The sequence below is a fragment of the Citrobacter sp. T1.2D-1 genome (genome assembly GCF_950098555.1).
In the GTDB taxonomy this organism is placed as follows: Bacteria; Pseudomonadota; Gammaproteobacteria; order Enterobacterales; family Enterobacteriaceae; genus Citrobacter_A; species Citrobacter_A telavivensis.
Window position 1 is genome coordinate 71,037 of record NZ_CATNHH010000002.1, and the last position, 24,759, is coordinate 95,795.

Consider the following 24,759-nt stretch of genomic DNA (forward strand, 5'->3'; position numbering starts at 1 on the left):
TAAGAGGCTGGGGCTCTCACGCCACACCGTAATCAGTGTGGCTGTGATGTGTCGCCATTGCCAGCGTCCAGCATTGTAAATCCAGCTGGGTATACAGATTCCAGGCGAGCGGCAATTCGCTGAGGAACTTGTCGCTGCACCGCCTGCACTGCCTGTTCAATCGCGACGGTAAACGCTCGCTGATTGGCTGCACCATGACTTTTTATCACCGTGCCGCGCAATCCTAACAGACAGGCGCCATTATACTGGTCGGGGTTGAGGTGACTGAATCGCCTCGCCAGGCTTTTTTGTAACCAACGTTTTAATATCAGCAGCCACCACGACCGTTTTTTACCCTCACCCTGAGATTTCAGCAGTGAAAGGAACATTCTGACAACACCTTCCATCGTCTTTAATGTGACATTGCCTGTAAAACCATCACATACCAGAACATCCGTTTTCCCCGTCAATAACTCATTGGCTTCAAGATAGCCGATGTAATTGATGGAAGGGATTGTTTTTAGCACCACAGAAGCATCCCGAATACTGTCGAGACCCTTGGTTTCTTCTTCACCGATGTTGAGCAGGGCCACGCGAGGGTTGTTGATACCGACCACTTCTTCCGCAAGCACCGAGCCCATAATGGCAAATTGCACCAGCATGTTGCTGTCGCAATCGACATTTGCCCCCAAATCGAGGACCACCGTCTTTCCTTTCTGCTGGTGAGGTAAAACCGTCACCAACGCAGGACGCTCAATACCGTCCAGTGGTTTGAGCAATAATTTTGCAAGTCCCATGAGCGCCCCGGTATTCCCGGCGCTGACACAGGCTTGTGCTCGCCCTTCTTTCACGAGTTCCAGCGCCACACGCATCGAACTACCGCGACTGGCGCGGATTGCCTGCGAAGGCCGGGCATCACTGGCGATAACTGACTGTGCAGGGATAATCTGCAGACGCGAACGTTGTTCAAAGTCAGCTTTAGCGAGTAATGGCGTGATTGTATCGGGATCCCCGACTAAAAGAAGTGTGAGTTGTGAATTAGAATTCAGTGCCTGCAATGCTGCAGGCACTGTCACGGAAGGGCCAAAATCGCCCCCCATGACATCTAACGCCAGGGTTAGACGTGTCAAAGTCGTTTCGCCGCCTGGTTTGGAACGTCCCCGTAGCAACGGGGAAGTTCCTCACTAAGCTTCATCACGCGGATGCGTGATTACTTAGCGATTACCTTGCGGCCACGGTAGTAACCGTCGGCAGTGATGTGGTGACGCAGGTGTTTTTCACCAGAAGTTTTGTCTACAGACAGGCTGGTGACTGCGGTCAGAGCGTCATGAGAACGACGCATGCCACGTTTGGAACGGGTTGGTTTATTCTGTTGTACGGCCATGGACCTTACTCCTCAATTACTTACGCTTTAAGCTGGCTAATACGGCAAATGGGTTTGGTTTTTGCGCTTCATCAGGCAGTTCACCAAAGACCATGTCCGCCTCGGACACTTCACAGTGTTCAGAATCATGCACCGGAACTACCGGCAAGGAGAGGATAATTTCATCTTCCACCATTGCAAGCAGATCGATTTCACCGAATTCGTTAACCTCAATCGGCTCATACGCTTCCGGGAGTGCTTCAGCCTGTTCGTCAGAACGAACCGGACTGAAACAATACGTTGTGTGAACATGATAAGGAAACGGCTTCCCGCAACGCTGACATTCGAGCGTTACCGAAACCTTTGCATCACCGGTAATAACGGCAAGACGTTGGTTATCGATAGCGAACGACATGGAGCATTCCACATCACTGTCCACACTGACTACAGAATCGGCGACGCGCTCTACCAGATCAGAAGTATAGATACCTTCATAATCGAGGCGTTTTTGAGCCGTACGAACCGGATCAAGAGTCAGGGGTAATTTTACCTTTTGCATAGGGCGCGCATATTAACTTTGTAACGTCATATAGTCAAAGAAAAAGGCAGCCTGCGGTTGCCTTTTGCCAATAATTCGCACACATTGCGGTTTACAGACTTATTTTCGCTCAGGTGACGCCAAAGTGGCATACCTGAAGGACGAAGAGCATAGTTTAAAATGGCTCTCATCAATACGCTATATCTGGTGGAAAAAATATGCCTAATCTCATTCTTGCCTCCACATCTCCCTGGCGCCGCGCCCTGCTGGAAAAACTGGCGATGCCCTTTGAATGCGCGGCCCCTGAGGTAGACGAAACGCCAATGCCCGCGGAGAGTCCTCACCACTTAGTCACTCGCCTTGCGCAGGAGAAAGCGCAGTCACTGGCTCACCGTTTCCCTGCACATCTTATTATTGGTTCCGATCAGGTGTGCGTGCTGGACGGCGAGATCACCGGTAAACCCTTAACGGAAGAGAAAGCCTGCCAGCAGCTAGCCAAAGCCAGCGGCAATATCATTACGTTCTATACTGGTCTGGCGCTGTATAACTCTGCGACGGGACATTTACAGACAGAAGTGGAGCCGTTTGACGTTCATTTCCGCCATCTCAGCGAGACGGAAATTGAAGACTACGTGCGCAAAGAGCGCCCGCTACACTGCGCAGGGAGTTTTAAAAGCGAAGGTCTGGGGATTGCGCTCTTTGAACGATTAGAAGGTCGCGACCCCAACACGCTGATTGGTTTGCCGCTGATCGCGCTGTGTCAGATGTTACGTCGGGAAGAGATGAACCCGCTCAAAGCATAACCGTGTCTTGCCTGATGGCGCTACGCTTATCAGGCCTACGCATGATTTGTAGGCCTGATAAGTTGCGTTCGCGGCAATCAGGCGGGTTTACGTAACGCCTGCAAGCAATGCTTCAACCGATCGTCCATCGGCGCTTCGATGCGCAATACCTCACCGGTACCTGGATGGGTGAACTTCAGCGCTGCCGCATGCAGGAACAGACGTGATAAGCCGGTTCCCGCCAGTTGTTTATCGAACTCGCGGTCACCGTAGCGGTCGTCAAAAGCAATTGGATGCCCCGCATACTGGGTGTGAACTCGGATCTGGTGCGTACGGCCGGTCACCGGGCTACAGCGAACAAGCGTAGCAAAGGCGTAGCGCTCTTCTACTTTAAAGCGCGTTTCCGACGGTTTGCCTTCCTGATTCACCCGCACAATGCGTTCGCCGCTTTGCAGAATGTTTTTCAATAAAGGTGCCTGAACCGTTTTGACATGCGACTGCCACTGCCCGCGTACCAGAGCGAGATAATCTTTCTGCATCCCCTTTTCACGCAGTTGCTCATGCAGCGAACGCAGTGCCGATCGTTTTTTCGCCACCAACAGCACACCGGACGTATCGCGGTCAAGGCGGTGTACCAGTTCGAGGAAACGGGCTTCCGGACGCAGGGCACGTAACCCTTCAATCACGCCAAAGCTTAACCCGCTCCCTCCATGCACAGCGGTTCCCGACGGTTTATTCAGCACCAGTATATGGTCGTCTTCATAAAGGATGACGTCAGCCAGCGCCGCCACTTTTTGCAGATGCGGTGAAACGGCCTCGTCTTCACGCTCAGCCACGCGCACTGGCGGAATACGCACTTCATCGCCCGCTTCCAGTTTATATTCGGGTTTGATGCGTTTTTTATTCACCCGCACTTCGCCTTTACGCAAAATGCGATAAATCATACTTTTCGGTACGCCTTTGAGCTGCGTGCGCAAAAAGTTATCAATGCGTTGCCCCGCTTCGTCAGCAGTAATAGCAACAATTCTTACGGATGGAGTCTCTGTTTTCATGGGGGCCGATTCTAAATAGCCATAAGGATTAGCGCCACTCATTTTTCTATGCTTATATTTATCTTTATCCTTCGTCACTCACGTGCTTCATGACTGATTTGGTGGTTATTAAACCAATCACCGCGCAGAAGTGAAAAAACTGTGAGTAAGCGGGTGATAAATGGTAAAAGTCATCTTGCTATAACAAGGTTAGCAGTGGAATAATGTCACCGCTTCCGTGCTGAATCTTGTTAAAACAAGGAATTTTACGGAAAGACCCATTTTGTCCGAACGATCATCCACGCAGCAATGGCGTAAGACGTATTGATCTTTCAGACAGTTAGCGGGCTGCGGGTTGCAGTCCTTACCGGTAGATCGGATCTTCTCTGGAGAGTAATACCCAGGCGGTTCCCCTGATAATTGCGCTGCGTTTCCGTATGAAACGCAGGCAACCGACACTCTGCGCCTCTTTGAGCTGACGATAACCGTGAGGTTGGCGACGCGAATAGACACGAGGCCATCGGTTCACACCCGGAAAGGCAATACTCTGCCCGCAGCTTAGTCGTCAATGTAAGAATAATGAGTAAGTTACGATGAAAAGAATGTTAATCAACGCAACTCAGCAGGAAGAGTTGCGTGTTGCCCTTGTAGATGGGCAGCGTCTGTACGACCTGGATATTGAAAGTCCTGGACATGAACAGAAAAAAGCGAACATCTATAAAGGCAAAATCACCCGTATCGAACCGAGTCTGGAAGCAGCTTTTGTTGATTACGGCGCTGAACGTCACGGTTTCCTCCCGTTAAAAGAAATTGCCCGCGAATATTTCCCCGCCAATTACAACGCTCATGGTCGTCCAAACATCAAAGATGTGCTGCGCGAAGGCCAGGAAGTTATCGTTCAGATTGATAAAGAAGAACGCGGCAATAAAGGCGCTGCGCTGACCACCTTTATCAGCCTGGCGGGCAGCTATCTGGTTCTGATGCCAAACAACCCGCGCGCGGGTGGCATCTCTCGCCGCATCGAAGGCGACGACCGTACGGAACTGAAAGAAGCGCTGGCAAGCCTTGAACTGCCTGATGGCATGGGTCTTATCGTGCGCACCGCGGGCGTCGGCAAATCTGCCGACGCGCTGCAGTGGGACTTAAGCTTCCGTCTGAAACACTGGGAAGCCATTCAGAAAGCGGCTGAAAGCCGCCCTGCTCCGTTCCTGATCCACCAGGAGAGCAACGTGATTGTTCGCGCCTTCCGCGACTATCTGCGTCAGGATATCGGTGAAATCCTCATCGATAACCCGAAAGTGCTCGAACTGGCGCGCCAGCATATTGCGGCGTTGGGTCGTCCCGATTTCAGCAGCAAAATTAAGCTCTACACCGGTGAAATCCCGCTGTTCAGCCACTATCAGATTGAGTCGCAGATTGAGTCCGCCTTCCAGCGTGAAGTGCGCCTGCCTTCCGGCGGCTCCATTGTTATCGACAGCACTGAAGCGTTAACCGCCATCGACATCAACTCCGCTCGCGCAACCCGCGGCGGCGATATCGAAGAAACCGCGTTTAACACTAACCTGGAAGCAGCCGATGAGATCGCTCGTCAGTTGCGTCTGCGCGACCTCGGCGGTCTGATTGTTATCGACTTCATCGACATGACCCCGGTACGCCATCAGCGTGCGGTGGAAAATCGTCTGCGTGAAGCCGTTCGTCAGGATCGTGCACGTATTCAGATAAGCCATATTTCTCGCTTCGGCCTGCTGGAGATGTCCCGTCAGCGCCTGAGCCCGTCGCTGGGCGAGTCCAGCCATCACGTTTGCCCGCGCTGTAGCGGCACCGGCACCGTGCGTGATAACGAGTCGCTGTCCCTGTCTATTCTGCGTCTGATTGAAGAAGAAGCGCTGAAAGAGAATACCCAGGAAGTCCACGCGATTGTGCCTGTACCGATTGCCTCTTATCTGCTCAATGAAAAGCGTACAGCCGTTAATGCGATTGAAACCCGTCAGGATGGCGTGCGCTGTGTGATCGTGCCAAACGATCAGATGGAAACGCCACATTACTCCGTGCTGCGCGTGCGTAAAGGCGAAGAGACGCCGACCCTGAGCTACATGCTGCCGAAGCTGCATGAAGAAGCGATGGCGTTACCGTCTGAAGAAGAGTTCGCTGAACGTAAACGTCCGGAACAACCCGCCCTCGCCACTTTTGCGATGCCGGAAGTTCCGCCTGAACCAACGCCTGCCGAACCGGTAGTGAAAGCCGCTGCGCCGAAGGCCGTCGTTGCGCCAGCAGCGCCTGCTGAACCGGGACTGTTGAGCCGTTTCTTTGGTGCGCTGAAATCGCTGTTCAGCGGTAGCGAAGAAGCGAAACCCGCCGAGCAGCCTGCACCGACCGTCGCAGAGAAGCCGGAACGTCAGCAGGATCGCCGTAAGCGTCAGAACAACCGCCGCGACCGCAACGATCGCAGTGAACGTCGTGACAGCCGTGATAACCGCGATAATCGTGGCGAACGTTCAGAGAGCGGTGAAAACCGCGACGAAAACCGCCGCAATCGCCGCAACGCGCAGCAGAATACCGAGACCCGCGATAACCGTCAGCCGTCTACCGACGCCGCGGATAAAGTGAAGTCCGGTGATGAGCAGCAGCAACCGCGTCGCGAACGCAACCGCCGTCGCAGCGAAGACAAACGTCAGGCTCAGCAAGAAGTGAAAGCGCTGAATCTTGACGAACAGCAGACCCCGGAGACAGAACAGGAAGAGCGCGTTCGTCAGCCTCAGACGCGCCGTAAACAGCGTCAACTGAGCCAGAAAGTGCGTTACACCAGCAATGCATCTGAAGCTGAAGTGGTGGAAACCGCCGCAGAAGAGAACGTTACCGCACCGGTCGTAGAACAAACTGCGCCGACGCAAAGCACTGAACTGGTGAAAGTACCATTGCCTGTTGTGACAGAAGTTGCCTCTGAGCAGGATGACAACGGTGAAGCACGTGATAACGCCGGTATGCCGCGTCGTTCCCGTCGTTCCCCACGCCATCTGCGCGTGAGCGGTCAGCGTCGTCGTCGTTACCGTGATGAGCGTTACCCGCTGCAGTCACCGATGCCGTTGACGGTTGCTTGCGCTTCTCCGGAAATGGCGTCCGGCAAAGTGTGGATCCGCTATCCGGTAGCACGTCCTCAGGACGCGCAGCCAGAAGCACAGGAAATCGAACAGGTGCAGGCACAACCCGTTGTGTCCGAACCGCAAGCGGTAGCTGCTGTCGTTGAAACCGTTGCCGCGGTCGAACCGACTGTTGAAACGGTGGTTGAAACGATAGCAACAGAAGCACCGGTTCAGGCTGAAGCGGTGGTTGAGACCTCGCATCCGGAAGTGATTGCCGCCCCGGTTGTTGAGCAACCGCAGGTGATTACCGACGCCGATGTCCCGGTCGCCGAAGAGGTTGCCGCTCAGGCAGAACCGGTCGCTGAAGCTCAGGAGACCGCTTCGGAGGTTGAAGAGACGTCTGAAATCGTCGCGGTAGAACCCGAAACGGTGGTGGAAGAAACTGACGTTGTGGCGGTTGAACCTGTCGCCGTTGAACCTGTTGCCGTTGAACCTGAAGTAGTTACAGAGCCTGAAGTGGTCGCCGAACCGATTGAAGCACCTGTGGTCGTTGAAGCGCCAACAATGCCTGCACCGGTCGCCGAAACCGTTGACGTTACACCGGTCACTGAAATCGCGACACCAATAGCAGCAGAAACTGTTGCTGAACATAGCCATGCAACCGCACCGATGACCCGCGCACCTGCGCCGGAATACGTGCCGGAAGCGTCGCGCCACAGTGACTGGCAGCGCCCTGCTTTCGCCTTTGATGGCAAAGGTGCCGCAGGCGGTCACAGCGCAACGCATCATGCGTCCGCCGGACCGACCCGTCCTCAACCTGTCGAGTAAAATCGATAGCGTAAAAAGCCGACCTCCGGGTCGGCTTTTTTATTCCACTTCCGGTCGCCGCATTCCTGCCAGTTCCGGCATCACCTTTTTCATCAATTCCAGAAACTTACGCAGACGAGTGGGATAATAACGCGCCCACGGATAGACCAGATGCACCGGCAAAGGTGCGGCCTGCCAGTCAGGCACTAATTCGACGAGTCGCCCTTGCGCGATATCTTCTGTCACCGTCCAGCTTGACACCACTACCACGCCTAACCCCGCCAGCGCGGCATTGCGCGCTACGTAGATACTGTCGGTACTCAGTCGCGGCGTAATCGGAAAGGTCACCGGTTCCCGGCGGTATTGATGGGTGAGCGAAACATTGTGCTGGTAGAACGTATTGACGGCAATCCAGGGCAGTGACGATAGCTGTTCCGGCACAGCAATGGTATCAAACTGCGCCAGCAGCGCAGGTGCTGCGACCACGCTACGCGGTACTTCCGCTAACAGCACAGAAACGGTCGCCGGATCGACCTCCGCACCGACGCGGACCGCACAGTCGATATTGTCACTGAGAAAATCGACCGTCTTGTCATTGAGCATCCACTCCACCGACAGATTGGGATAGCGCGCTAAAAAACGCAGTAACGGCGTGAGGAGCTGTTGCTGACCAAAGGCATGCGGTGCCCGTACCCGCAGCATCCCGACGGGTTCGTCTTCCGTCACGTTGAGACCGTCTTCCAGCGCCAGCCAGGCATCAATAATATGTTTGGCATGCTGATACCCGCGCTCACCGTCGTCAGTCAGTTTCATGGCGTGTGTAGTGCGTAATACCAGCTTTACCCCCAGCATCGCCTCCAGCGACTGTAACCGTCGGCTGATCGTCGCCTGGGTGGTGTTTAGCTGTCGGGCAGCCGCTGACAGCGAACCGGCCTCCACAATGCGCACAAACGTCCGCATCAGTTCCACCCTGTCTATACGTTCATTCTTTATCATTATCTGAATGCTCATACACTTTACGTATAACGGTTTTACCACTTCGCTGGCTACCAGGCCACCGCTGTTCAGAGAAAAATAGCCCCACACCTGTGATTGAGGATTTTGAAATGAACACACCGTCTCGTTGGCTCATCTTTGTTCTGGCGCTGGGCGCGGGTTTTAGCGTTGCCGCCATCTACTATGCGCAACCGTTATTGCCGTTAATGGGGGCCGATTTGGCACTCAGCATCACCGGTATGGGTCTGGTACCCACGTTAACGCAGGCTGGCTATGCGTTGGGGATCCTGTTTTTGTTGCCGCTTGGCGACCGCTACGATCGACGGACGCTTATCCTGGCGAAAAGTGCGGCACTCGCCCTGCTCTTGCTGGCCTGTAGCGTCACCGGGCAGTTGCATTCCCTGCTGACGGTAAGCCTTTTGCTGGGGATGGCCGCCACGATGGCGCAGGATATCGTCCCGGCAGCGGCCATTCTGGCCCCCGAAGGTAAGCAGGGAAAAACGGTAGGAACGGTGATGACCGGCCTGCTGCTGGGTATTTTGTTGTCACGTACCGTGAGCGGTCTGGTCGGGGAAGCCTTTGGCTGGCGAGAAATGTATCAACTCGCGGCGCTGAGTATTGCGCTGGTGGGCGTGCTGCTATGGAAAGTCCTGCCCCCGTTCGCCGCCCACTCCACGCTGCGCTACCCCGCGCTGATGGTGAGCCTGGCGCAACTATGGCGTCGCTATCCGGCACTGCGTCGTGCCGCCCTGGCTCAGGGTTTTCTGTCCGTTGCGTTCAGCGCGTTCTGGTCAACGTTGGCCGTAATGCTCGCCGAACATTATCGGATGGGCAGCGCCGCCGCAGGCGCATTTGGTATCGCCGGGGCCACCGGGGCGCTGGCTGCACCGCTGGCAGGCCATCTGGCGGATAACGTCGGGGCAGAAAAAGTAACACAACTGGGAGCATTACTAGTGACCGTCTCTTTTGCGCTGATGTTCCTGCTACCCACTTTACCCGTGCACGGTCAGTGGTTGCTCATTGCGCTCTCCGCCGTCGGGTTTGACCTGGGACTGCAATCGAGCCTAGTGGCACACCAGAACCTGGTGTATAGCCTGGAGCCACAGGCCCGGGGCCGCCTGAACGCGTTGCTGTTCAGCATTGTGTTTATCGGTATGGCGTTAGGTTCCGTGCTCGGCAGTCAGGTGTATGCGCTGGCGAACTGGCAAGGTGTCGTCACCCTGGCCACGCTCAGTGGCGCCATTGCGCTGGTCATCAGACTGGCGGGGAAGCGGTCATCTGCCCATCTGCGCGTTAGCGTATAACCGGCAAAAAAATGCCCGCTCCGGGGTGAGTTGGAGCGGGCAGACAAAACATACCCAGTTTCATGATATGTTTCAAATCGGTATTAACGGTTGAGCTGGAACAGCGACATCCCCTGCATATCGGTAAAGGCTTTATAAGATGCCTGAAGCGCCGCCTGCTGCATGACATACGACGAAATCGCCGCGTTCCAGTCCACATCCACCAGATTACTCATCTGCTGCGTTTGCCCTAATGCGCGATCGGTACCCAGCGAGTCCAGTGAACTCAACTCACTCAGTTGGGTACCCAGTTCCGCACGCACGCTCAGTACGTTGTTGAGTGAGTTCTTCAGGCCACGGTTGGTTTTATCAATCACCGCTTTCGCCTGCTCTTTCAGCGTTGCATCATCACCCACCGGCGATTTCAGTGACTCAATCGCCGAATCCAGCATTTTAAACAGGCTAGTTTCGGACGTCCCGTTGTTGGGTTCCGGAACCGCATTACTGGTGATGGTGTCGAAAATTTTATTGCCGGTGTGGCCGATGATCATCGTGCGGGAAGCATCGACCTGTTGAGTGATGCTATCTGTACCGCCGCTGTAGGTGCCGTCAGCCTGAGCAAACGGCGCCGTTTCCGTTTTATAACCGGCAAAAATATAGCGCCCGTTACCGTCGGTGCTGTTTGCCAGGTTCATCAACTGATCGCGGATCCCCTGCAAGTCAGTTGCCAGCGAGGCGCGGTCATCGTCGCTTAACGTCCCGTTACCGGCACTGACGATTTTTTCCTGCGCGCTCTGTATCGCCGTCGTCACCTGGCTCAGTACGTTCTCTTCCAGCGAAACCTTCTGCGTGGCGAAGGTTCGCGCCAGGGCGAACTGGCTGTTCTCCGCCTGCGCCTGTGACAGCACCACGGCCTGCGAGGCGGCGATAGGATCGTCAGACGGATTGATCACCCGCTTCCCCGTCGACATCTGCTCACCGTACTTCATCCATTCTGCCTGGGAATTGGTAATACCGCGCATGTTCTGCTGATACATCATTTGGGTACTGATACGCATCGTTTCCTGCTCCCTTAGCGAATATTCAGCAGTGCATCAAACAGAGAGTTAGCGGTTTGCAACACCTGAGCGTTGGCCAGGTAATACTGTTGGAAACGTTGCAGGTTGCCGTACTCTTCGTCAAGGTTGACGCCGGAAATAGACTGTTGCTGATTGCTCAACTGCGTCACCACGTTGTTCTGAGTGGTGCTGCTGGTTTTCAGCGTCGCGGTTTTGCTACCCACATTACTTACCAGCGTGGCATAGGCGTCGTTAAACGATTTTGAGCCGCCCACGGTGGTGTCGTTCTTTTGCAGATCCAGCAGCGCCTGGCCGTTGCGGTTGTCGCTCTCGCCTGCCGTTGCGTTCTGAGCCATCGCAATTTGCGACTCGTTGGTCACCTTAACACCCATGTTGATGATGGCGTCGCTGACCGGCTTGACGATGAAGCTGTCATTTTCAGCGGCCGTAGCATCAACAGTGATCTCCAGACCATCAAAGGTCAGTTTGCCCGCGTCATCGGTGGCTTCAAAACTGGTGCCATCAGCAAGACGTGTGACCTGCCATTTGGCCCCGTCGTAGACCATCTTATAATCGGTCGCCTGGACTTCTGAAGCAGTCTTCACTGTCGCGGAGATGCTGCCCGTATTCTTTTTATTTCCATACACTGCCGGGTCGCCGATACTGAAGAAATCGACATCGGTATTGCCGTTCGCATCGTAACCCTCCCGGTGCTGCTGGTTAAATGCGTCAGCGAACGCCAGCGCCAGTTGCCCCAGCGTATTGCGCGTCTGGTCCAGATCCTGAGAACGGAAGGTCAGCAATCCGCCGAGCGAACCGGTCGTCATCAATTTTTCCGGAATTTCGATATTGCCCGCGATGGAATCCACATAGGCAACGGTGGTACGCGAAGGATCAGCCTGCGACTGAACTGCCGCTAACTGGCGCGCATTGCTGCCCTGTACCAGTGAGTAACCGTTCGCCATGGTGATGTTATAGGTGCCGCCATCCTGCACGCTCACCTCGACACCGACGATTTTGTTCAGCTCGCTGACCAACTGGTCGCGCTGATCAAGCAGGTCATTCGGCGACGCCCCTGCCCCCACGCCGGTCAGACGCGAGATCTGGTCGTTCAGGCTGGCAATCTGCTTACTGTAGTTGTTGATCTGATCGACGCTGGAACCGATCGCGATATTGACCTGTTTGTCCTGATCGCGCAGATACTGGTCGGTCGTTTTAAACTGGTTAACCAGCCCGTTGGCTTTACCAATCAGCGTCTGACGCGCCGCCGGATCTTCGGCGTTACTCACCAGCGTTTGCAGGCTGGTGAAAAAATCCTGCATTGACACGGAGACAGAACTGGTTTTGCTGGCCAGCAGATTATCGACTTTGGACATCTGCTCATAACGGGTCGTCAGACCGCTGCTCTGATTCTGCGCCGCACGCAGCTGATTGGTAATGAACGAATCGTATTCGCGCTGTACACCCGAAACATAGACACCATTGCCCACCCAACCACCGGCACCCAGCGTGCTATTGGCTTGCGCCATAATGGTCGTCTGACGGGTATAACCCGCAACGTTATAGCTGGAGATGTTGTTACTGGCAGTATTCAGCGCCGCCTGAGCCGCGCTCAGCCCGCTCATGGCGTTATTAATCAAGCTGGACATGGAAGTTCCTTTTAATCCTTCAGTTACAAATTATTATCGGCAGCAGGTCGTGGGACTTGAGCCCTTTAGAAGAGATTGTCGAGATTCGTGCTGTAGGCGTTGCTCACCTTCTCGCTCATCGACTTCAGCTGTTGGATCATGCTGGTCAATTTACGCGCATAGTTCGGATCGGTGGCATAGCCCGCGCTCTGCAATGCCTGTGCGCCCTGCTCCGCCGTGACCGCCGTGGTCACGGCAGCGTAGCGCGGATTACGGGTCAGCAGACCAACGTAATCCGACAGCGCTTCGAGATACGAGCTGTACACGCGGAACTTGGCCTTCACCTTTTTCGCTTCGCCGTTTTCATATTCAGTGGTAGTGATTTCCGTCACTGGCCCTTTCCAGTTGCCGGAGGCCTTCACGCCAAACAGGTTGAAGCTCGGCTCGCCGTTTTCCCGGCGAATCTGCCGCTGGCCCCAGCCCGATTCCAGCGCCGCCTGCGCCAGAATCAGGTGATGCGGTACGCCGCTCTGTTCACTGGCCAGACGAGCCGGAAGGGACAACTGGGCGAGGAAGTCTTTGCTGTCGCCGGAGAGCGGTTCATCATTGCTCTCCAGCGTTCTCGGCATCGCTTTACGCACCAGTTGCGTCAGCGCCTGATTCTGATAACTGGTCACCGTTTCCAGCGGGAACTTCATCGGCACCTGCGGGGTATCTTCCGCTGGCTGCGTCTGCCCCTGCGTCATCTGCTTAACCATCATTTCCGCCAGCCCCAGTCCTTTCCCGGCGGTCATCTGCTGCGCAATCTGCTGGTCATACATGCTGGTATACAGGCGCGTCTGATCGCTGCTGAAGACGCCGTCTTTCGGCAGCGCTTCGCGCATGCTTTTCAGCATCATCTGGACGAACATCCCTTCCACCTGTCGGGCCACCGGACGGATGTTCGCCGCCGGATCCTGACCCGCTTTCGCCTTCAGTTCGTTCAGCGATTGTGCATCCCAGGCGGCGCTGGCCATCAGTTTGCTGTCGCTAATCATCAGATGATTTCCAGTTTCGCGCGTAAGCAACCGGCGCTCTGCATGGACTGCAGAATTGACATCAGATCCATCGGCGTTGCCCCCAGCGCATTCAGCGCACGGACCACGTTGTTCAGATTGGCACTGGAGCGGACGCTTTGCAGCGAACCGCCGCTCTGGCGCAGATCGATCTGCGTTTGCGGCGTAACCACCGTCTGACCGCCGCCAAACGGCGTATCCGGCTGGCTTACGTTAGCCTGACGGTTAACGGTGACGGAGAGATTCCCCTGCGCAACGGCACAGCTATCCAGCATCACTTCGCGGTTCATCACCACTGAACCGGTACGTGAGTTGATCACCACTTTCGCATCCTGCGGCGTCATGCTCACCTCCATGTTCTGGATATCCGCCAGGAAGCGAACCTGAGAACTGTTGCCGCTCGGCACGCGAACCTGAATCGTACGCGCATCCAGCGCGGTGGCGCTGCCAAAGCCGCGCGACCGGTTGATGGTGTCAGCAATTTGCTGCGCCATGGTGAAATCTTCATTATTCAGTTGCAGGTTCAGCGTGTTACCCGCGCCGAACTGGCTGGGCAACTCACGTTCAATCGTGGCCCCGTTGGTGATTCGACCGCCGTTAAGCTGGTTCACCTGCACGCTGCTGCCCCCCGCAGACGCCCCGGCGCCGCCGACTAAAATATTCCCCTGCGCCAGCGCATATACCTGGCTGTCGACCCCTTTCAACGGCGTCATCAGCAGCGTACCGCCGCGCAGACTTTTGGCGTTCCCCAGCGAAGACACCACCACGTCGATGGTTTGTCCCTGGCGGCCAAAAGCCGGGAAGGAGGCGGTAACCATCACCGCCGCGACGTTTTTCAACTGCATGTTCGTCCCGGTCGGCACAGTGATCCCGAGCTGCGAGAGCATGTTGTTCAGGGTTTGTGTGGTAAATGGCGTCTGGGTGGTCTGGTCACCGGTCCCGTCCAGCCCCACCACCAGCCCATAGCCAATTAACGAGTTTTCACGCACGCCCTGCACGCTGGTCAAATCGCGGATACGATCGGCGTGCGCCAGCGTGGCGACGAGGACCAGAACCAGTCCAACAACAGATTTCAACATGGGAGACCTCGCTTACATCGGCGACAGGTTAAGGAAGAAACGCTGGAGCCAGCCCATATTTTGCGCTTCGTTGATGTAGCCGTTACCGACATATTCAATACGTGCATCCGCAACCTGCGTTGACGGAACGGAGTTGCTGCCGCTGATGGTGCGCGGATTCACAACCCCGGAGAAGCGGATGAACTCAGTGCCCTGGTTAATGGCAATCTGTTTTTCACCCACGACATGTAAATTGCCGTTAACCAGCACCTGATCGACGGTCACGGTCAGCGTGCCGCTAAAGGTATTGCTGGCGTTGGCCCCGCCCTTACCGTTAAAGGTGTTACCGCCGGAAGCCTCGACGTCCGCTCGCGCGTTGCCGAATAACCCTTGCAGATAGCGCGGAACGGTATCAAAGCCAAAGTTAGTTTTGCCATCGCGACTGGCGTTGGCGGAAGAGCTCTTACTGGCACTGACGTTTTCCTGCAGTACGATGGTCAGCGTATCGCCGATGTTGCGCGGACGACGGTCTTCAAACAGTGGCTGATAGCCATAGTTGATGGGCTGCGCGGACTGAAAAATCGAACCATTTGCCACCGGCGTCGGGCCAGGAATAGGCTGCGCCGTGGTCGCGCCCTGGACGAGCGGAGTGGAAGGTATCCAGGCACATCCTGACAGTGAAACCACCAGCAGGGCCATGATCGGGTAAGCGTGCGCAGCGTTTTTTTGCATTGCCTTTATCTTCTGAATCAGGGTGCCGGTGAAGCGAAAGCCTCACCGGACAACGCCTTAAAGTTGCGTCAGTTTTTGCAGCATCTGGTCGGTCGTTGAGACCGCTTTGCTGTTGATTTCGTAAGCGCGTTGAACCTGAATCATGTTGACCAGTTCTTCCGCGACGTTGACGTTGGACGTCTCAACGTAGCCCTGGTACAACAGACCGGCCCCGTTCAGACCTGGCGTGCTCTCATTCGGCGCGCCGGAAGACTGGGTTTCGGTGTACAGGTTTTCGCCGATACTCTCCAGACCGGTATCGTTCATAAAGGTCGTCAGGTTAAGCTGACCCACCTGAACGGGTGCCGCCTGTCCCTGCTGGGTCACGCTCACCACACCGTCACGACCGATGGTGATGCTCAGAGCGTTAGCCGGAATGGTAATCGCCGGCTGAACCTGAAAGCCGCCAGCGGTCACCAGTTGACCGTTCTGATCGACCTGGAATGATCCATCGCGGGTATACGCTGAAGTGCCATCCGGCAGCAGGACCTGGAAGAACCCCTGACCTTTAATCGCAACGTCTTTACTGTTGTTGGTTTGCGACAGATTGCCCTGGCTGTGCAGACGCTCGGTCGCCACCGGACGCACGCCGGTACCGATTTGCAGACCGGACGGCAGCGTGGTTTGCTCAGAAGACTGCGCGCCAGGCTGACGAATGGTCTGGTAAAGCAGATCTTCAAACACCGCGCGCTGGCGCTTAAAACCATTGGTGCTGACGTTTGCCAGGTTGTTGGCAATCACATCCATGTTGGTTTGCTGCGCGTCCAGGCCGGTTTTGGCGATCCATAATGAACTGATCATAAAATGTCCTGTATTAAGTCATCGACAGCAGTTGGTTAGCGCGACCAGCGTTGTCATCCACGCTGCTGATAACCTTCATCTGCATTTCAAAACGGCGGGCGCTGGCGATCATGTCGCTCATGGCGGACACCGCGTTGACGTTGCTGCCCTCCAGTACGCCCGACATCACGCGAATGGTCGGATCGGCCTGCAACACCGGGCCACGGGTGGCCTGTGCGGCAGCGGTCAGACGGAACATCCCGTCATCGCCGCGCTGCACTTCGTTACCCTCGGCCTTCACCAGCTTCAGACGGCCCACCGGCGCGATAGTATTCGCCGGATCGCCTGGATTAAGCGCGGAGATGGTGCCGTCCGCCGCGATGGTGATTTCCGAACCTTCCGGAACCGCAATTGGCCCGGCTTCGCCAATCACCGGGTGCCCCTGAATGGTCAACTGTCCGGTCGGATCAACCTGAATGCTGCCGTTACGGGTATACCCTTCGCTGCCGTTCGCGGTCTGCACCGCCAGCCAACCGTCCTGCTGTAACGCCACGTCCAGCGGACGTGAGGTGTAATCCATCTGGCCCGGCGTCATATCGGCACCCGGCGTGGACGCCGTGACCAGCGTACGCGTCGGCAACGACAGCCCTTCGACGGGCACGGCGCGCAGCGCATTGAGCTGCGCACGAAATCCCGGCGTTGAGGCGTTCGCCAGGTTGCTGGCCGTCACCGCCTGTTGGTTCAGCGTCTGACTGGCCGCCCCCATCGCGGTATAGATTGCGTGATCCATTACGTTATCCCGTCAGGCGCTTAGCGCAGGTTAACCAGCGTGTTGAGGATCTGGTCCTGGGTTTTGATGGTCTGCGCGTTCGACTGATAGTTACGCTGGGCGACGATCATGTTCACCAGTTCTTTACTCAGATCCACGTTCGAAGCCTCCAGCGCACCGTTGGTCAGCTTACCGAAGTTACCGGTCCCCGCCGTCCCCAGCAGCTCCACGCCGGACGCCTGCGTGGCGGCCCAGACGTTATCCCCCTGGGAAGCCAGACCTTCGTTGTTGGCGAAGTTCGCCAGCACTATCTGCCCTAACACCTGTTTCTGTTCGTTGGAGTAGTTGCCGACCACGGTGCCATCGTCGTTAATCTGATAGCTGACCAGATCGCCCGGCTTGTAGCCGTTCTGATTAGTGGCGACGATATTGTTCGCACCGGTGTTCTGCTGCATGGAGTTCAGGAAGCTGAGGGAGAAATTCGCCGGCACTGCGCCATTGATCGTGCCTGTTGTAATCTGGATTTGCGGCTGCGCGTTAGCAGGACCTTCAACAAGCTCAGTACCGGCCGCAGGATCGGCTGGATCAATCGGCTGCTCAACGTAGTTATTGACGGAGACCAACGAACCGTTGGTGCTAAAATTCATCACCGCGTTTTTGGTGGCGGTACTTCCTGCCACGCTGGCATCCTGAGTGTAGACATCCCATTTGTTATCCCCAATTTTGACATAATAGATATTCATGTCATGGGCGTTACCCTGCGTGTCGTAAACGGTCACAGACCCTTTTTTGTTATAGGAGTCAGAGTCCGTCGGACTGAATGGCGTCTTGGTCGGCAGTTTATCGGTGGAGTTCAGGTTGATCTGCATGGACGCGGTGGTGGTCGCTTTGGCGGCCATCAGCGTATTCGGGATAGTGATCGGTGCCGGATTCGCCCCTTGCTGAATAGTCGGCGGCGTGCCGGTTGCCGGATAGCCGGTCAGTTGCATGCCCTGCATGTTGACCAGGTTACGGTTTTCATCGAGCTTAAACTGACCATTACGGCTGTAGAAAACAGAACCGTTGCTGTCGACCAGACGGAAGAAGCCGTTCTGGCTGATGGCGACATCCAGACCGCGACCGGTGTTGGTGGTCGTGCCGTCGGTAAAGTCCTGAGTGATGCCTGCGACTTTTACCCCCAGACCGACTTTCGAACCGGCAAACATATCCGCAAAGGATGCCGCACCGGATTTAAAACCATAGGTTGCGGAGTTGGCGATGTTGTTACCAATGACATCGAGGTTGGTGGCTGCGGCATTCAGGCCGCTAACCGCTTGAGAAAAGGCCATGATTACTCCTGGTTAGTGTGAAGGCTTAGATTATCTGCCGTACTTCGTCGAGGGTGGTGGTTCCGTAAGTGCCCAGATCCAGGGTGTTACCGCTGCTGCTGCGAATCACCCCTTGCACCAGCGCAAATTGCAGTGGTTGCGCCACCAACTGCGTCGTATCTTTGCTGGCGGTTATCGCCACGTTATACGAGCCGTTTGCCGCCGTCGTGCCATCGGTCAGGGTGCCATCCCAGGTAAAGGTATGGACACCGGCCTTCAGCGCGCCAATATCAATGGTGCGCACCACTTTGCCGTCTTTGTCGGTAATGGTAGCGGTGACTTTGTCAGCCGGCTGTTGCAACTCAACGCCAAACGGCGTGGTCGTGGTGGTGGCCCCCTCTTCGGTGCCTTTCCCCGCCAGAATGGTGGTGCCGGGGATCATCACACCATGACCAATCAGCGTGCTGGCCTGTAATGACTGGCTGTTGTCGATCTGCCCGGAAATCGACCCGAGGGTGGTATTGAGTTTCTCAATACCACTGACGGTGCTGATCTGCGCGAGCTGCGTGGTCAGCTCGTTATTCTGCATCGGGTTGGTCGGATCCTGGTTTTTCAGTTGTGCCACCAGCAGCGTCAGAAAGCTGCTTTGCAGATCGGCAGCATTGCTGCCTGACAGGGAACTCCCGCTGCCCGTGTTTTTCACACCGGTGTTAGTCGGATCGTTAACGTTTACCGCAATAGACATGGCTGCCTCCTTTACTGGCCCAGTGTCAGCGTTTTAAGCATCATGCTTTTAACGGTGTTGAGGACTTCGACGTTCGCCTGATAGCTGCGGGAGGCCGACATGGTATTAACCATTTCGCCCACCACATCGACGTTAGGCATCTTCACGTAGCCATTGGCATCGGCCAGCGGATTGCCTGGCTCATAGACCAGCTTGTCCGGTGCCTGGCTCTCAATGACGTCCGACACTTTCACGCCGCCCGTTGCCGCACCAGGCGCCGCATCCACCTGGAAGACCACCTGCTTTGCGCGATACGGTTGACCATCCGGTCCCGTAACGCTGTCGGCGTTGGCCAGGTTACTGGCTGCCACGTTCAGGCGCTTGGACTGCGCCGTTAATGCCGAACCGGCAATATCAAAAATATTCAGCAGCGCCACGGATTAGTTCCCCCCCTGTAGCACGTTCATCATGCCTTTAATCTGTCCGCTCAGTGCGGTCAGACTCATCTGGTACTTCAGGCTGTTATCCGCAAACTGCGTGCGCTCCCGGTCCATATCAACGGTATTGCCATCGAGCGAAGGCTGGTCGGGAATGCGATAGAGCAGATCCGTAGACGGTGCCGTGATGGCCTGGGCGGGAATATGCTGTGCGGAGGTTAATGCCAGCGACACACCGCTGGTTTCTTGCCGTCCACGCACCATGACTTTTTTTAACTCACTGGCAAAATCCATGTCGCGCGCCTGATACCCCGGCGTATCGGCGTTAGCAATGTTGGCGGCCAACACCTCTTGCCGTTGGGCGCGCAGATTCAGCGCTTCCTGTTGAAAACGTAAAGCGGCATCGAGCTTATCGAGCATATCTCCTCCGCAGATGACAAAATTCAGCCGACAGCTTAAATCCCATTACGCGCGCGTTATCGCTGGAATAAACGCAAAATGGGTCGCTATTTATTGCGTTGATGGTTGCGTCACACGGGTAGAATCCTGTCATTGCGAAAACGGTGGGAGGTGAAAATGCAAACGTTAAAACGTGGATTAGCCATGCTGGCGCTGCTGTTCAGCCCCCTGACGCTGGCACAGGATTTGAATACGCAGTTGACTGACTGGTTCGTCCAGCGCCTGGCGGGATTCAGCGACGACGTGGTCGTTACCGTCCGTACCCCGCCCAATCTGCTGCCGCATTGTGAAACGCCGGCGTTCAGCATGACCGGGGCAAAACTGTGGGGGAACGTGAATGTGCTGGCACGTTGCGCCAATGAAAAACGTTACCTGCAGGTCAACGTGCAGGCGACGGGAAACTATGTGGTCGCCGCCGCGCCCGTTACCCGTGGAGGGACGCTTGGCCCAACCAGCGTTACGCTAAAACGCGGGCGCCTTGACCAACTTCCCCCCCGCACCGTGCTGGATATCAGCCAGGTTCAGGACGCGGTAAGTCTGCGCGATCTTGCGCCAGGACAGCCTATCCAGCTCAATATGTTGCGTCAGGCGTGGCGTATTAAGGCCGGGCAGCGCGTGCAGGTGGTTGCCAACGGCGATGGGTTTAGCGTCAATGCGGAAGGTAAGGCACTGAACAATGCGGCGGTCGCGCAGAACGCACGTGTGAGAATGTTATCGGGTCAGGTCGTCAGCGGTATCGTCGATCCTGATGGGAATATTCTTATTAACCTATAATGAGTTAAAGATTCTGTCGCGGCTGCCGATAGTGATTACACATTAGATGATAGCTGGCCGCTACAGCATAACCCCTCGATGAGGATGATAAAAATGAGCATTGACCGTACCTCACCTTTAAAACCCGTTAGCACCGTCCAGGCGCGTGAAGCCACGGATGCGCCGGTCCTCAAAGCACGTCAGGAAAAAACCTCGACGGCAACCAGTACCAGCGTGACGTTAAGCGATGCTCAGGCAAAACTGATGCAGCCTGGCGCGGGTGATATCAACATGGAACGCGTTGAAGCACTGAAAACCGCTATTCGTAACGGTGAGCTGAAGATGGACACGGGAAAAATTGCCGACTCGCTGATTCGCGAGACGCAGAGCTATCTCCAGAGTGAGTAACTGACCGTATGACTCGCTTGTCAGAAATACTCGATCAGATGACGGCTGTCCTGAATGACCTGAAGACGGTAATGGACGCCGAACAGCAACAACTTTCCGTGGGCCACATTAACGGTAGCCAGCTGCAGCGTATTACAGAAGAAAAAAGTTCTCTGCTGGCGACCCTGGACTATCTGGAACAACAGCGACGTCTGGAACAAGACCCACCGCGTAGCGCGAATGATGACGTGGCCGAACGCTGGAAAGCGATTACCGATAAGACGCAGTACTTACGCGACCTGAACCAGCATAACGGCTGGCTGCTGGAAGATCAGATTCAGCGCAATCAACAAGCGCTTGAGGTTTTGAAGCCGTATCAGGAACCGTCACTGTACGGCGCGAACGGTCAACCCTCTTCTGCCTCTCGCGGCGGGAAAAAATTCTCTATTTGATGGTTTCCGGATGGCGGCATTTCGCCATCCGGAACGGTTTCGGTTACGCCGTCCGGCGCGCAAACTCTTTCACTTTAAAGCCCATCACCGCCAGCGTGGCAAAGTAGGCGGCGATACCGGCAACTACCACCGCCATCAGGCGAAGCAGACGCCACGGCATCGTCCCCTGCGACCACTCCGGCATAATGTGCAATATGCCAACCAGCACGGCTGCCATCACCAGCACGGCTATAATCAGACGGACTAAAAAACGCATCCAGCCGGGTTGCGGGGTGAAAATATTCTGCTTGCGCAGTTGCCAGTACAGCAGCCCCGCGTTCAGACAGGCGGCGAGACCAATCGACAGCGACAGCCCGGCGTGCTTCAGCGGCCCAATGAACGCGAGGTTCATCAACTGGGTCATGATAAGCGTCACAATGGCAATTTTAACCGGCGTTTTGATGTCCTGACGCGAATAGAAGCCCGGTGCCAGCACCTTCACCACAATCAGCCCCATCAGCCCCACGGAATAGGCAATCAGCGCCCGCTGCGTCATCAGTGCATCAAAGGCGGTGAATTTACCGTACTGAAACAATGAGGTAATCAATGGTCCTGACAGGATCCCAATCGCCACCGCGCTTGGCAGCGCCAACAGGAAGCACAGTCGCAGTCCCCAGTCCATCAGACGACAGTATTCATCATGGTTACCGCTGGCGAAGCTTTTCGACAGCGAAGGCAGCAGGATTGTCCCCAGCGCCACCCCCAGTACACCCGACGGGAATTCCATCAGGCGATCCGCGTAGTACATCCACGAAACGGAACCGGACGCGAGGAAGGAGGCGAAAATGGTGTTGATGATCAGTGAGATCTGACTGACGGAGACGCCGAGGATCGCCGGGCCCATTTGCTTCACGACGCGCATCGCGCCCGCATCGCGGAAGTTAACCCGCGGCAGCACCAGCATGCCGATTTTTTTCAGATGCGGAAGCTGATAAACCAGCTGTAGTACGCCACCGACGGTGACTGCCCATGCCAGCGCCAGTACCGGCGGATTGAAATACGGCGCGGCAAATAGCGCGAAACCAATCATGCTGATGTTCAAAAACGTAGGGGCAAACGCCGGAATGGAGAAGCGGTTCCAGGTATTGAGAATCGCCCCAACCAGCGATGCCAGCGAAATCAGCAGAATGTACGGAAAGGTGATTTGCAGCAGTTTGGTGGTCAGCGCGAATTTATCGGCGGTGTCGGCAAAACCCGGTGCCGTCACCATGATCACCCACGGCGCCGCCAGCATCCCGGCGACGGTGACCACGGCAAGCGCCAGCGTCAGCAGTCCCGAGACATAAGAGACAAACACGCGGGTGGCATCTTCGCCCTGCTTGCTTTTGTATTCAGCCAGAATCGGAACAAAGGCCTGAGAAAAGGCCCCTTCCGCAAAAATGCGGCGTAACAGGTTGGGTAATTTGAATGCCACAAAAAAGGCATCGGTTGCCATTCCGGCACCAAAGATTCTGGCGACAATCGCGTCACGTGCAAAACCCAGCACACGTGAAAACATCGTCATTGAGCTGACGGCGGCCAGCGATTTTAATAGGTTCATTGCTTTTTTATTCCAGACCCTACGGCAAAACGCCTGCAGTGCAGGCGTTGGAAGAGGCGCTTAGTCTACCTGGATTATGGTGAATTACTACCGCCAGATGTTACAGGGGGTTATTCGCTCATCGCCTCGCGCCAGAGCTTTTCCACCACGCGCTGTGCAAGGATCGCCTGCTCACCGGCGGTTTCCGGAACCGTCTGATTTTGTAAGCATTCCACAAAATGGCGCGCGCAACCGGCGAATCCGCGCTGTTCAAGCGTGGTTTGCCAGCCGGGTACCGGTTTGTGCACCACGCCCTGCCCACGCTCTTCACGCCACTCGCGCATATCCGTCACGTCAATCAGCCCGCCATCGGTCACCGCCTGTACGCTCTCGCGCTGACTTCCCGCCCGACGATGCATGCTGGTCGTCAATTGCAACTGACCGGCAGTGAAATGGTGCTCGGCATACAGCATCTCGCCAGCGTCGTTGGTGAGTAGCGTCCCGTTGTTGAGCTGCGCGTGCCCCCCCGCCAGCCACAGCGCGGTGTCCACGACATGCAGATAGTCATCCAGCAGCGTAAACCGCAGGTCGTGGGGCCCCACGCTGTCGGTACGATGCTTATCCATTCGCACAGAGGCAGCAGCGCCCAGTCCGGCCTTTAGCTCGCGATACAGCGGGGCAAAGCGGCGATTAAACCCGACCATCAATGTCAGCTTTTTCTTCGCCGCCAGCGCCACCAGCCGTTCGGCATCCGCTAAATTTTCCGCCAACGGCTTATCAACGCAGACATGCACGCCCGCATTGAGCAATTCACTAACGACGGCATAATGGGTCGCCGTACTGGAGTGGACAAACACCGCGTCGCAGTCAGCGGCGAGGTCGGTCAGCGACCCCGCATACGGGATGCGCCAGGCTGCACAGATTTTCTCTGCTTTTTCGCGCGACGGCGACCAGGCGGCCTGTAACGTCCAGTCGCTGGCGTTGCCGAGCACGGGTAGCCAGGCTTTCTGGGCAATGCCCCCCAGACCGACCACCCCGATACGTAATTTTGTCACGTTACTCTCCCAGATGTTCCAGCAGCGACTCGAGCCGTTGTTTCAGCGCAGCGACTTCGCTTTCCAGCGCCTCGACGCGAGCCTGTAAATCCCCGGTCGCCGCGTGTGGCTCATCGGCCTGGGCAATCGGCTCATGCACTTCGCCGCAGAACAGATGCATATAACGACTTTCACGCTTACCCGGCTCCCGGGCCAGACGCACGACGTAAGGACCATCCTCACGCGTCGCCAGGCGCTCCAGCGTCGTTTCCACTTCCGCCATGTCGCTGAATTCGTACATCCGCGACGCGCGGCTGCGCAATTCACCCGGCGTTTGCGCGCCACGCAACAGCAGCGTCGTGACCAGCGCCACTTCCGCCGGACTCAGTTTCAGTTGACCAAATTCCGAGTTACAGAAGCGCTGCTCGTACTTGGTGACTCGACTTCCAAAGCCGCTGACCGTACGCAGAAAATGGCGTTTTACCAGATTGTCGAGCAGTTCTTGTACCTCGCGATCCGCCATATTCATCACCGGTTCACGGTTGGTTTTCTGATTGCAGGCGGTGACCACGCTATTAACGGAGAGTGGATATTGCTCTGGCGTGGTGACCTGTTTTTCAAGCAAACAGCCAATTACGCGAGCTTCAGCGGCAGTTAATTCATATTTCAT

The 24,759-nt window shown here is 56.0% G+C and carries 25 protein-coding genes; 6 read left to right on the forward strand and 19 right to left on the reverse strand.

Translation table 11 applies throughout. From position 1 onward, the window contains the following. Positions 1-32: 32 nt before the first annotated feature. From plsX to yceD, 3 genes are all read right to left on the reverse strand, one after another. Positions 33-1,109: a phosphate acyltransferase PlsX gene (plsX, locus tag QQZ17_RS03845; RefSeq protein WP_072015706.1), complete on the reverse strand. Its 1,077-nt coding sequence runs from the start codon at positions 1,107-1,109 to the stop codon at positions 33-35. An 80-nt stretch (positions 1,110-1,189) separates the two neighbouring features. Next, a complete protein-coding gene (gene rpmF, locus QQZ17_RS03850) occupies positions 1,190-1,363 on the reverse strand; it encodes a 50S ribosomal protein L32 (protein WP_000290727.1) in 174 nt (57 codons plus the stop codon). A 16-nt stretch (positions 1,364-1,379) separates the two neighbouring features. Further along, on the reverse strand, positions 1,380-1,901 hold the full coding sequence (gene yceD, locus QQZ17_RS03855; protein WP_152405074.1) for a 23S rRNA accumulation protein YceD: 522 nt from the start codon (positions 1,899-1,901) through the stop codon (positions 1,380-1,382). A gap of 197 nt (positions 1,902-2,098) precedes the next feature. Between yceD and QQZ17_RS03860 the strand changes: the two genes are divergently transcribed. Further along, the gene (locus QQZ17_RS03860; protein WP_152405075.1) at positions 2,099-2,683 is read left to right on the forward strand and encodes a Maf family protein; all 585 of its coding nucleotides are present in this window, start codon (positions 2,099-2,101) and stop codon (positions 2,681-2,683) included. A gap of 77 nt (positions 2,684-2,760) precedes the next feature. On the opposite strand, the gene rluC is transcribed toward QQZ17_RS03860, so the two are convergent. After that, on the reverse strand, positions 2,761-3,714 hold the full coding sequence (gene rluC / locus QQZ17_RS03865; RefSeq protein ID WP_152405076.1) for a 23S rRNA pseudouridine(955/2504/2580) synthase RluC: 954 nt from the start codon (positions 3,712-3,714) through the stop codon (positions 2,761-2,763). A gap of 572 nt (positions 3,715-4,286) precedes the next feature. Between rluC and rne the strand changes: the two genes are divergently transcribed. Then, positions 4,287-7,601: a ribonuclease E gene (rne, locus tag QQZ17_RS03870; RefSeq protein WP_152405077.1), complete on the forward strand. Its 3,315-nt coding sequence runs from the start codon at positions 4,287-4,289 to the stop codon at positions 7,599-7,601. A 39-nt stretch (positions 7,602-7,640) separates the two neighbouring features. On the opposite strand, the gene QQZ17_RS03875 is transcribed toward rne, so the two are convergent. Then, positions 7,641-8,576 carry a LysR family transcriptional regulator gene (locus tag QQZ17_RS03875; RefSeq protein WP_152754397.1) on the reverse strand — a complete coding sequence of 312 codons (936 nt, stop codon included), beginning with the start codon at positions 8,574-8,576 and terminating at the stop codon, positions 7,641-7,643. A gap of 110 nt (positions 8,577-8,686) precedes the next feature. Between QQZ17_RS03875 and QQZ17_RS03880 the strand changes: the two genes are divergently transcribed. After that, positions 8,687-9,880 (forward strand): MFS transporter, encoded by a 1,194-nt coding sequence (locus tag QQZ17_RS03880; protein ID WP_152405078.1) that lies wholly within the window; start codon positions 8,687-8,689, stop codon positions 9,878-9,880. Positions 9,881-9,963: 83 nt separating this feature from the next. Here QQZ17_RS03880 and flgL read toward each other — a convergent pair whose 3' ends face one another. The 11 genes from flgL to flgB all read right to left on the reverse strand — a co-directional run bounded on the left by flgL (position 9,964) and on the right by flgB (position 19,866). Continuing rightward, the gene (gene flgL / locus QQZ17_RS03885) at positions 9,964-10,917 is read right to left on the reverse strand and encodes a flagellar hook-associated protein FlgL (protein WP_152405079.1); all 954 of its coding nucleotides are present in this window, start codon (positions 10,915-10,917) and stop codon (positions 9,964-9,966) included. Positions 10,918-10,931: 14 nt separating this feature from the next. Further along, positions 10,932-12,566: a flagellar hook-associated protein FlgK gene (gene flgK / locus QQZ17_RS03890; protein ID WP_152405080.1), complete on the reverse strand. Its 1,635-nt coding sequence runs from the start codon at positions 12,564-12,566 to the stop codon at positions 10,932-10,934. A 65-nt stretch (positions 12,567-12,631) separates the two neighbouring features. Next, a complete protein-coding gene (gene flgJ / locus QQZ17_RS03895; RefSeq protein ID WP_152405081.1) occupies positions 12,632-13,582 on the reverse strand; it encodes a flagellar assembly peptidoglycan hydrolase FlgJ in 951 nt (316 codons plus the stop codon). Continuing rightward, positions 13,582-14,679, reverse strand: coding sequence for a flagellar basal body P-ring protein FlgI (locus QQZ17_RS03900; RefSeq protein WP_152405082.1), 1,098 nt, complete (start codon positions 14,677-14,679; stop codon positions 13,582-13,584). Before QQZ17_RS03900 ends, flgJ begins: the two co-directional genes overlap by 1 nt. A 12-nt stretch (positions 14,680-14,691) precedes the next feature. Further along, entirely contained in the window at positions 14,692-15,390 is a 699-nt protein-coding gene (gene flgH / locus QQZ17_RS03905; RefSeq protein ID WP_152405083.1) for a flagellar basal body L-ring protein FlgH, read from the reverse strand. Between the two features lie 57 nt (positions 15,391-15,447). Next, entirely contained in the window at positions 15,448-16,230 is a 783-nt protein-coding gene (flgG, locus tag QQZ17_RS03910; RefSeq protein ID WP_042319653.1) for a flagellar basal-body rod protein FlgG, read from the reverse strand. A gap of 13 nt (positions 16,231-16,243) precedes the next feature. Beyond that, the gene (flgF, locus tag QQZ17_RS03915) at positions 16,244-16,999 is read right to left on the reverse strand and encodes a flagellar basal-body rod protein FlgF (RefSeq protein WP_044258017.1); all 756 of its coding nucleotides are present in this window, start codon (positions 16,997-16,999) and stop codon (positions 16,244-16,246) included. A 20-nt stretch (positions 17,000-17,019) separates the two neighbouring features. Then, entirely contained in the window at positions 17,020-18,306 is a 1,287-nt protein-coding gene (gene flgE / locus QQZ17_RS03920; protein WP_152405084.1) for a flagellar hook protein FlgE, read from the reverse strand. A 25-nt stretch (positions 18,307-18,331) separates the two neighbouring features. Beyond that, on the reverse strand, positions 18,332-19,030 hold the full coding sequence (gene flgD, locus QQZ17_RS03925) for a flagellar hook assembly protein FlgD (RefSeq protein ID WP_152405085.1): 699 nt from the start codon (positions 19,028-19,030) through the stop codon (positions 18,332-18,334). 11 nt (positions 19,031-19,041) lie between these two features. Then, entirely contained in the window at positions 19,042-19,446 is a 405-nt protein-coding gene (gene flgC / locus QQZ17_RS03930) for a flagellar basal body rod protein FlgC (protein ID WP_042319667.1), read from the reverse strand. A 3-nt stretch (positions 19,447-19,449) separates the two neighbouring features. Continuing rightward, positions 19,450-19,866 carry a flagellar basal body rod protein FlgB gene (gene flgB, locus QQZ17_RS03935; RefSeq protein WP_042319669.1) on the reverse strand — a complete coding sequence of 139 codons (417 nt, stop codon included), beginning with the start codon at positions 19,864-19,866 and terminating at the stop codon, positions 19,450-19,452. Positions 19,867-20,022: 156 nt separating this feature from the next. Between flgB and flgA the strand changes: the two genes are divergently transcribed. From flgA to flgN, 3 genes are all read left to right on the forward strand, one after another. Beyond that, a complete protein-coding gene (gene flgA / locus QQZ17_RS03940) occupies positions 20,023-20,679 on the forward strand; it encodes a flagellar basal body P-ring formation chaperone FlgA (RefSeq protein WP_152405086.1) in 657 nt (218 codons plus the stop codon). Between the two features lie 93 nt (positions 20,680-20,772). Next, a complete protein-coding gene (gene flgM, locus QQZ17_RS03945; protein ID WP_152405087.1) occupies positions 20,773-21,066 on the forward strand; it encodes a flagellar biosynthesis anti-sigma factor FlgM in 294 nt (97 codons plus the stop codon). Positions 21,067-21,074: 8 nt separating this feature from the next. Next, complete coding sequence (flgN, locus tag QQZ17_RS03950) at positions 21,075-21,497, forward strand: flagella biosynthesis chaperone FlgN (RefSeq protein WP_152405088.1); 423 nt, start codon at positions 21,075-21,077, stop codon at positions 21,495-21,497. A 43-nt stretch (positions 21,498-21,540) separates the two neighbouring features. On the opposite strand, the gene murJ is transcribed toward flgN, so the two are convergent. The 3 genes from murJ to QQZ17_RS03965 form a co-directional block, all read right to left on the reverse strand. After that, complete coding sequence (gene murJ, locus QQZ17_RS03955) at positions 21,541-23,076, reverse strand: murein biosynthesis integral membrane protein MurJ (protein ID WP_152405089.1); 1,536 nt, start codon at positions 23,074-23,076, stop codon at positions 21,541-21,543. Positions 23,077-23,186: 110 nt separating this feature from the next. Next, entirely contained in the window at positions 23,187-24,110 is a 924-nt protein-coding gene (locus QQZ17_RS03960; RefSeq protein WP_152405090.1) for a Gfo/Idh/MocA family protein, read from the reverse strand. Position 24,111: 1 nt separating this feature from the next. Then, positions 24,112-24,759 (reverse strand): YceH family protein, encoded by a 648-nt coding sequence (locus tag QQZ17_RS03965; RefSeq protein ID WP_152405091.1) that lies wholly within the window; start codon positions 24,757-24,759, stop codon positions 24,112-24,114.

Excerpts from the sequence above, each read along its gene's own strand:
- rpmF (WP_000290727.1), bottom strand. The coding sequence starts at position 1,363 with ATGGCCGTACAACAGAATAAACCAACCCGTTCCAAACGTGGCATGCGT.
- yceD (WP_152405074.1), bottom strand. The coding sequence starts at position 1,901 with ATGCAAAAGGTAAAATTACCCCTGACTCTTGATCCGGTTCGTACGGCT.
- QQZ17_RS03860 (WP_152405075.1), top strand. The coding sequence starts at position 2,099 with ATGCCTAATCTCATTCTTGCCTCCACATCTCCCTGGCGCCGCGCCCTG.
- rluC (WP_152405076.1), bottom strand. The coding sequence starts at position 3,714 with ATGAAAACAGAGACTCCATCCGTAAGAATTGTTGCTATTACTGCTGAC.
- rne (WP_152405077.1), top strand. The coding sequence starts at position 4,287 with ATGAAAAGAATGTTAATCAACGCAACTCAGCAGGAAGAGTTGCGTGTT.
- QQZ17_RS03875 (WP_152754397.1), bottom strand. The coding sequence starts at position 8,576 with ATGATAAAGAATGAACGTATAGACAGGGTGGAACTGATGCGGACGTTT.
- QQZ17_RS03880 (WP_152405078.1), top strand. The coding sequence starts at position 8,687 with ATGAACACACCGTCTCGTTGGCTCATCTTTGTTCTGGCGCTGGGCGCG.
- flgL (WP_152405079.1), bottom strand. The coding sequence starts at position 10,917 with ATGCGTATCAGTACCCAAATGATGTATCAGCAGAACATGCGCGGTATT.
- flgK (WP_152405080.1), bottom strand. The coding sequence starts at position 12,566 with ATGTCCAGCTTGATTAATAACGCCATGAGCGGGCTGAGCGCGGCTCAG.
- flgJ (WP_152405081.1), bottom strand. The coding sequence starts at position 13,582 with ATGATTAGCGACAGCAAACTGATGGCCAGCGCCGCCTGGGATGCACAA.
- QQZ17_RS03900 (WP_152405082.1), bottom strand. The coding sequence starts at position 14,679 with ATGTTGAAATCTGTTGTTGGACTGGTTCTGGTCCTCGTCGCCACGCTG.
- flgH (WP_152405083.1), bottom strand. The coding sequence starts at position 15,390 with ATGCAAAAAAACGCTGCGCACGCTTACCCGATCATGGCCCTGCTGGTG.
- flgG (WP_042319653.1), bottom strand. The coding sequence starts at position 16,230 with ATGATCAGTTCATTATGGATCGCCAAAACCGGCCTGGACGCGCAGCAA.
- flgF (WP_044258017.1), bottom strand. The coding sequence starts at position 16,999 with ATGGATCACGCAATCTATACCGCGATGGGGGCGGCCAGTCAGACGCTG.
- flgE (WP_152405084.1), bottom strand. The coding sequence starts at position 18,306 with ATGGCCTTTTCTCAAGCGGTTAGCGGCCTGAATGCCGCAGCCACCAAC.
- flgD (WP_152405085.1), bottom strand. The coding sequence starts at position 19,030 with ATGTCTATTGCGGTAAACGTTAACGATCCGACTAACACCGGTGTGAAA.
- flgB (WP_042319669.1), bottom strand. The coding sequence starts at position 19,866 with ATGCTCGATAAGCTCGATGCCGCTTTACGTTTTCAACAGGAAGCGCTG.
- flgA (WP_152405086.1), top strand. The coding sequence starts at position 20,023 with ATGCAAACGTTAAAACGTGGATTAGCCATGCTGGCGCTGCTGTTCAGC.
- flgM (WP_152405087.1), top strand. The coding sequence starts at position 20,773 with ATGAGCATTGACCGTACCTCACCTTTAAAACCCGTTAGCACCGTCCAG.
- flgN (WP_152405088.1), top strand. The coding sequence starts at position 21,075 with ATGACTCGCTTGTCAGAAATACTCGATCAGATGACGGCTGTCCTGAAT.
- murJ (WP_152405089.1), bottom strand. The coding sequence starts at position 23,076 with ATGAACCTATTAAAATCGCTGGCCGCCGTCAGCTCAATGACGATGTTT.
- QQZ17_RS03965 (WP_152405091.1), bottom strand. The coding sequence starts at position 24,759 with ATGAAATATGAATTAACTGCCGCTGAAGCTCGCGTAATTGGCTGTTTG.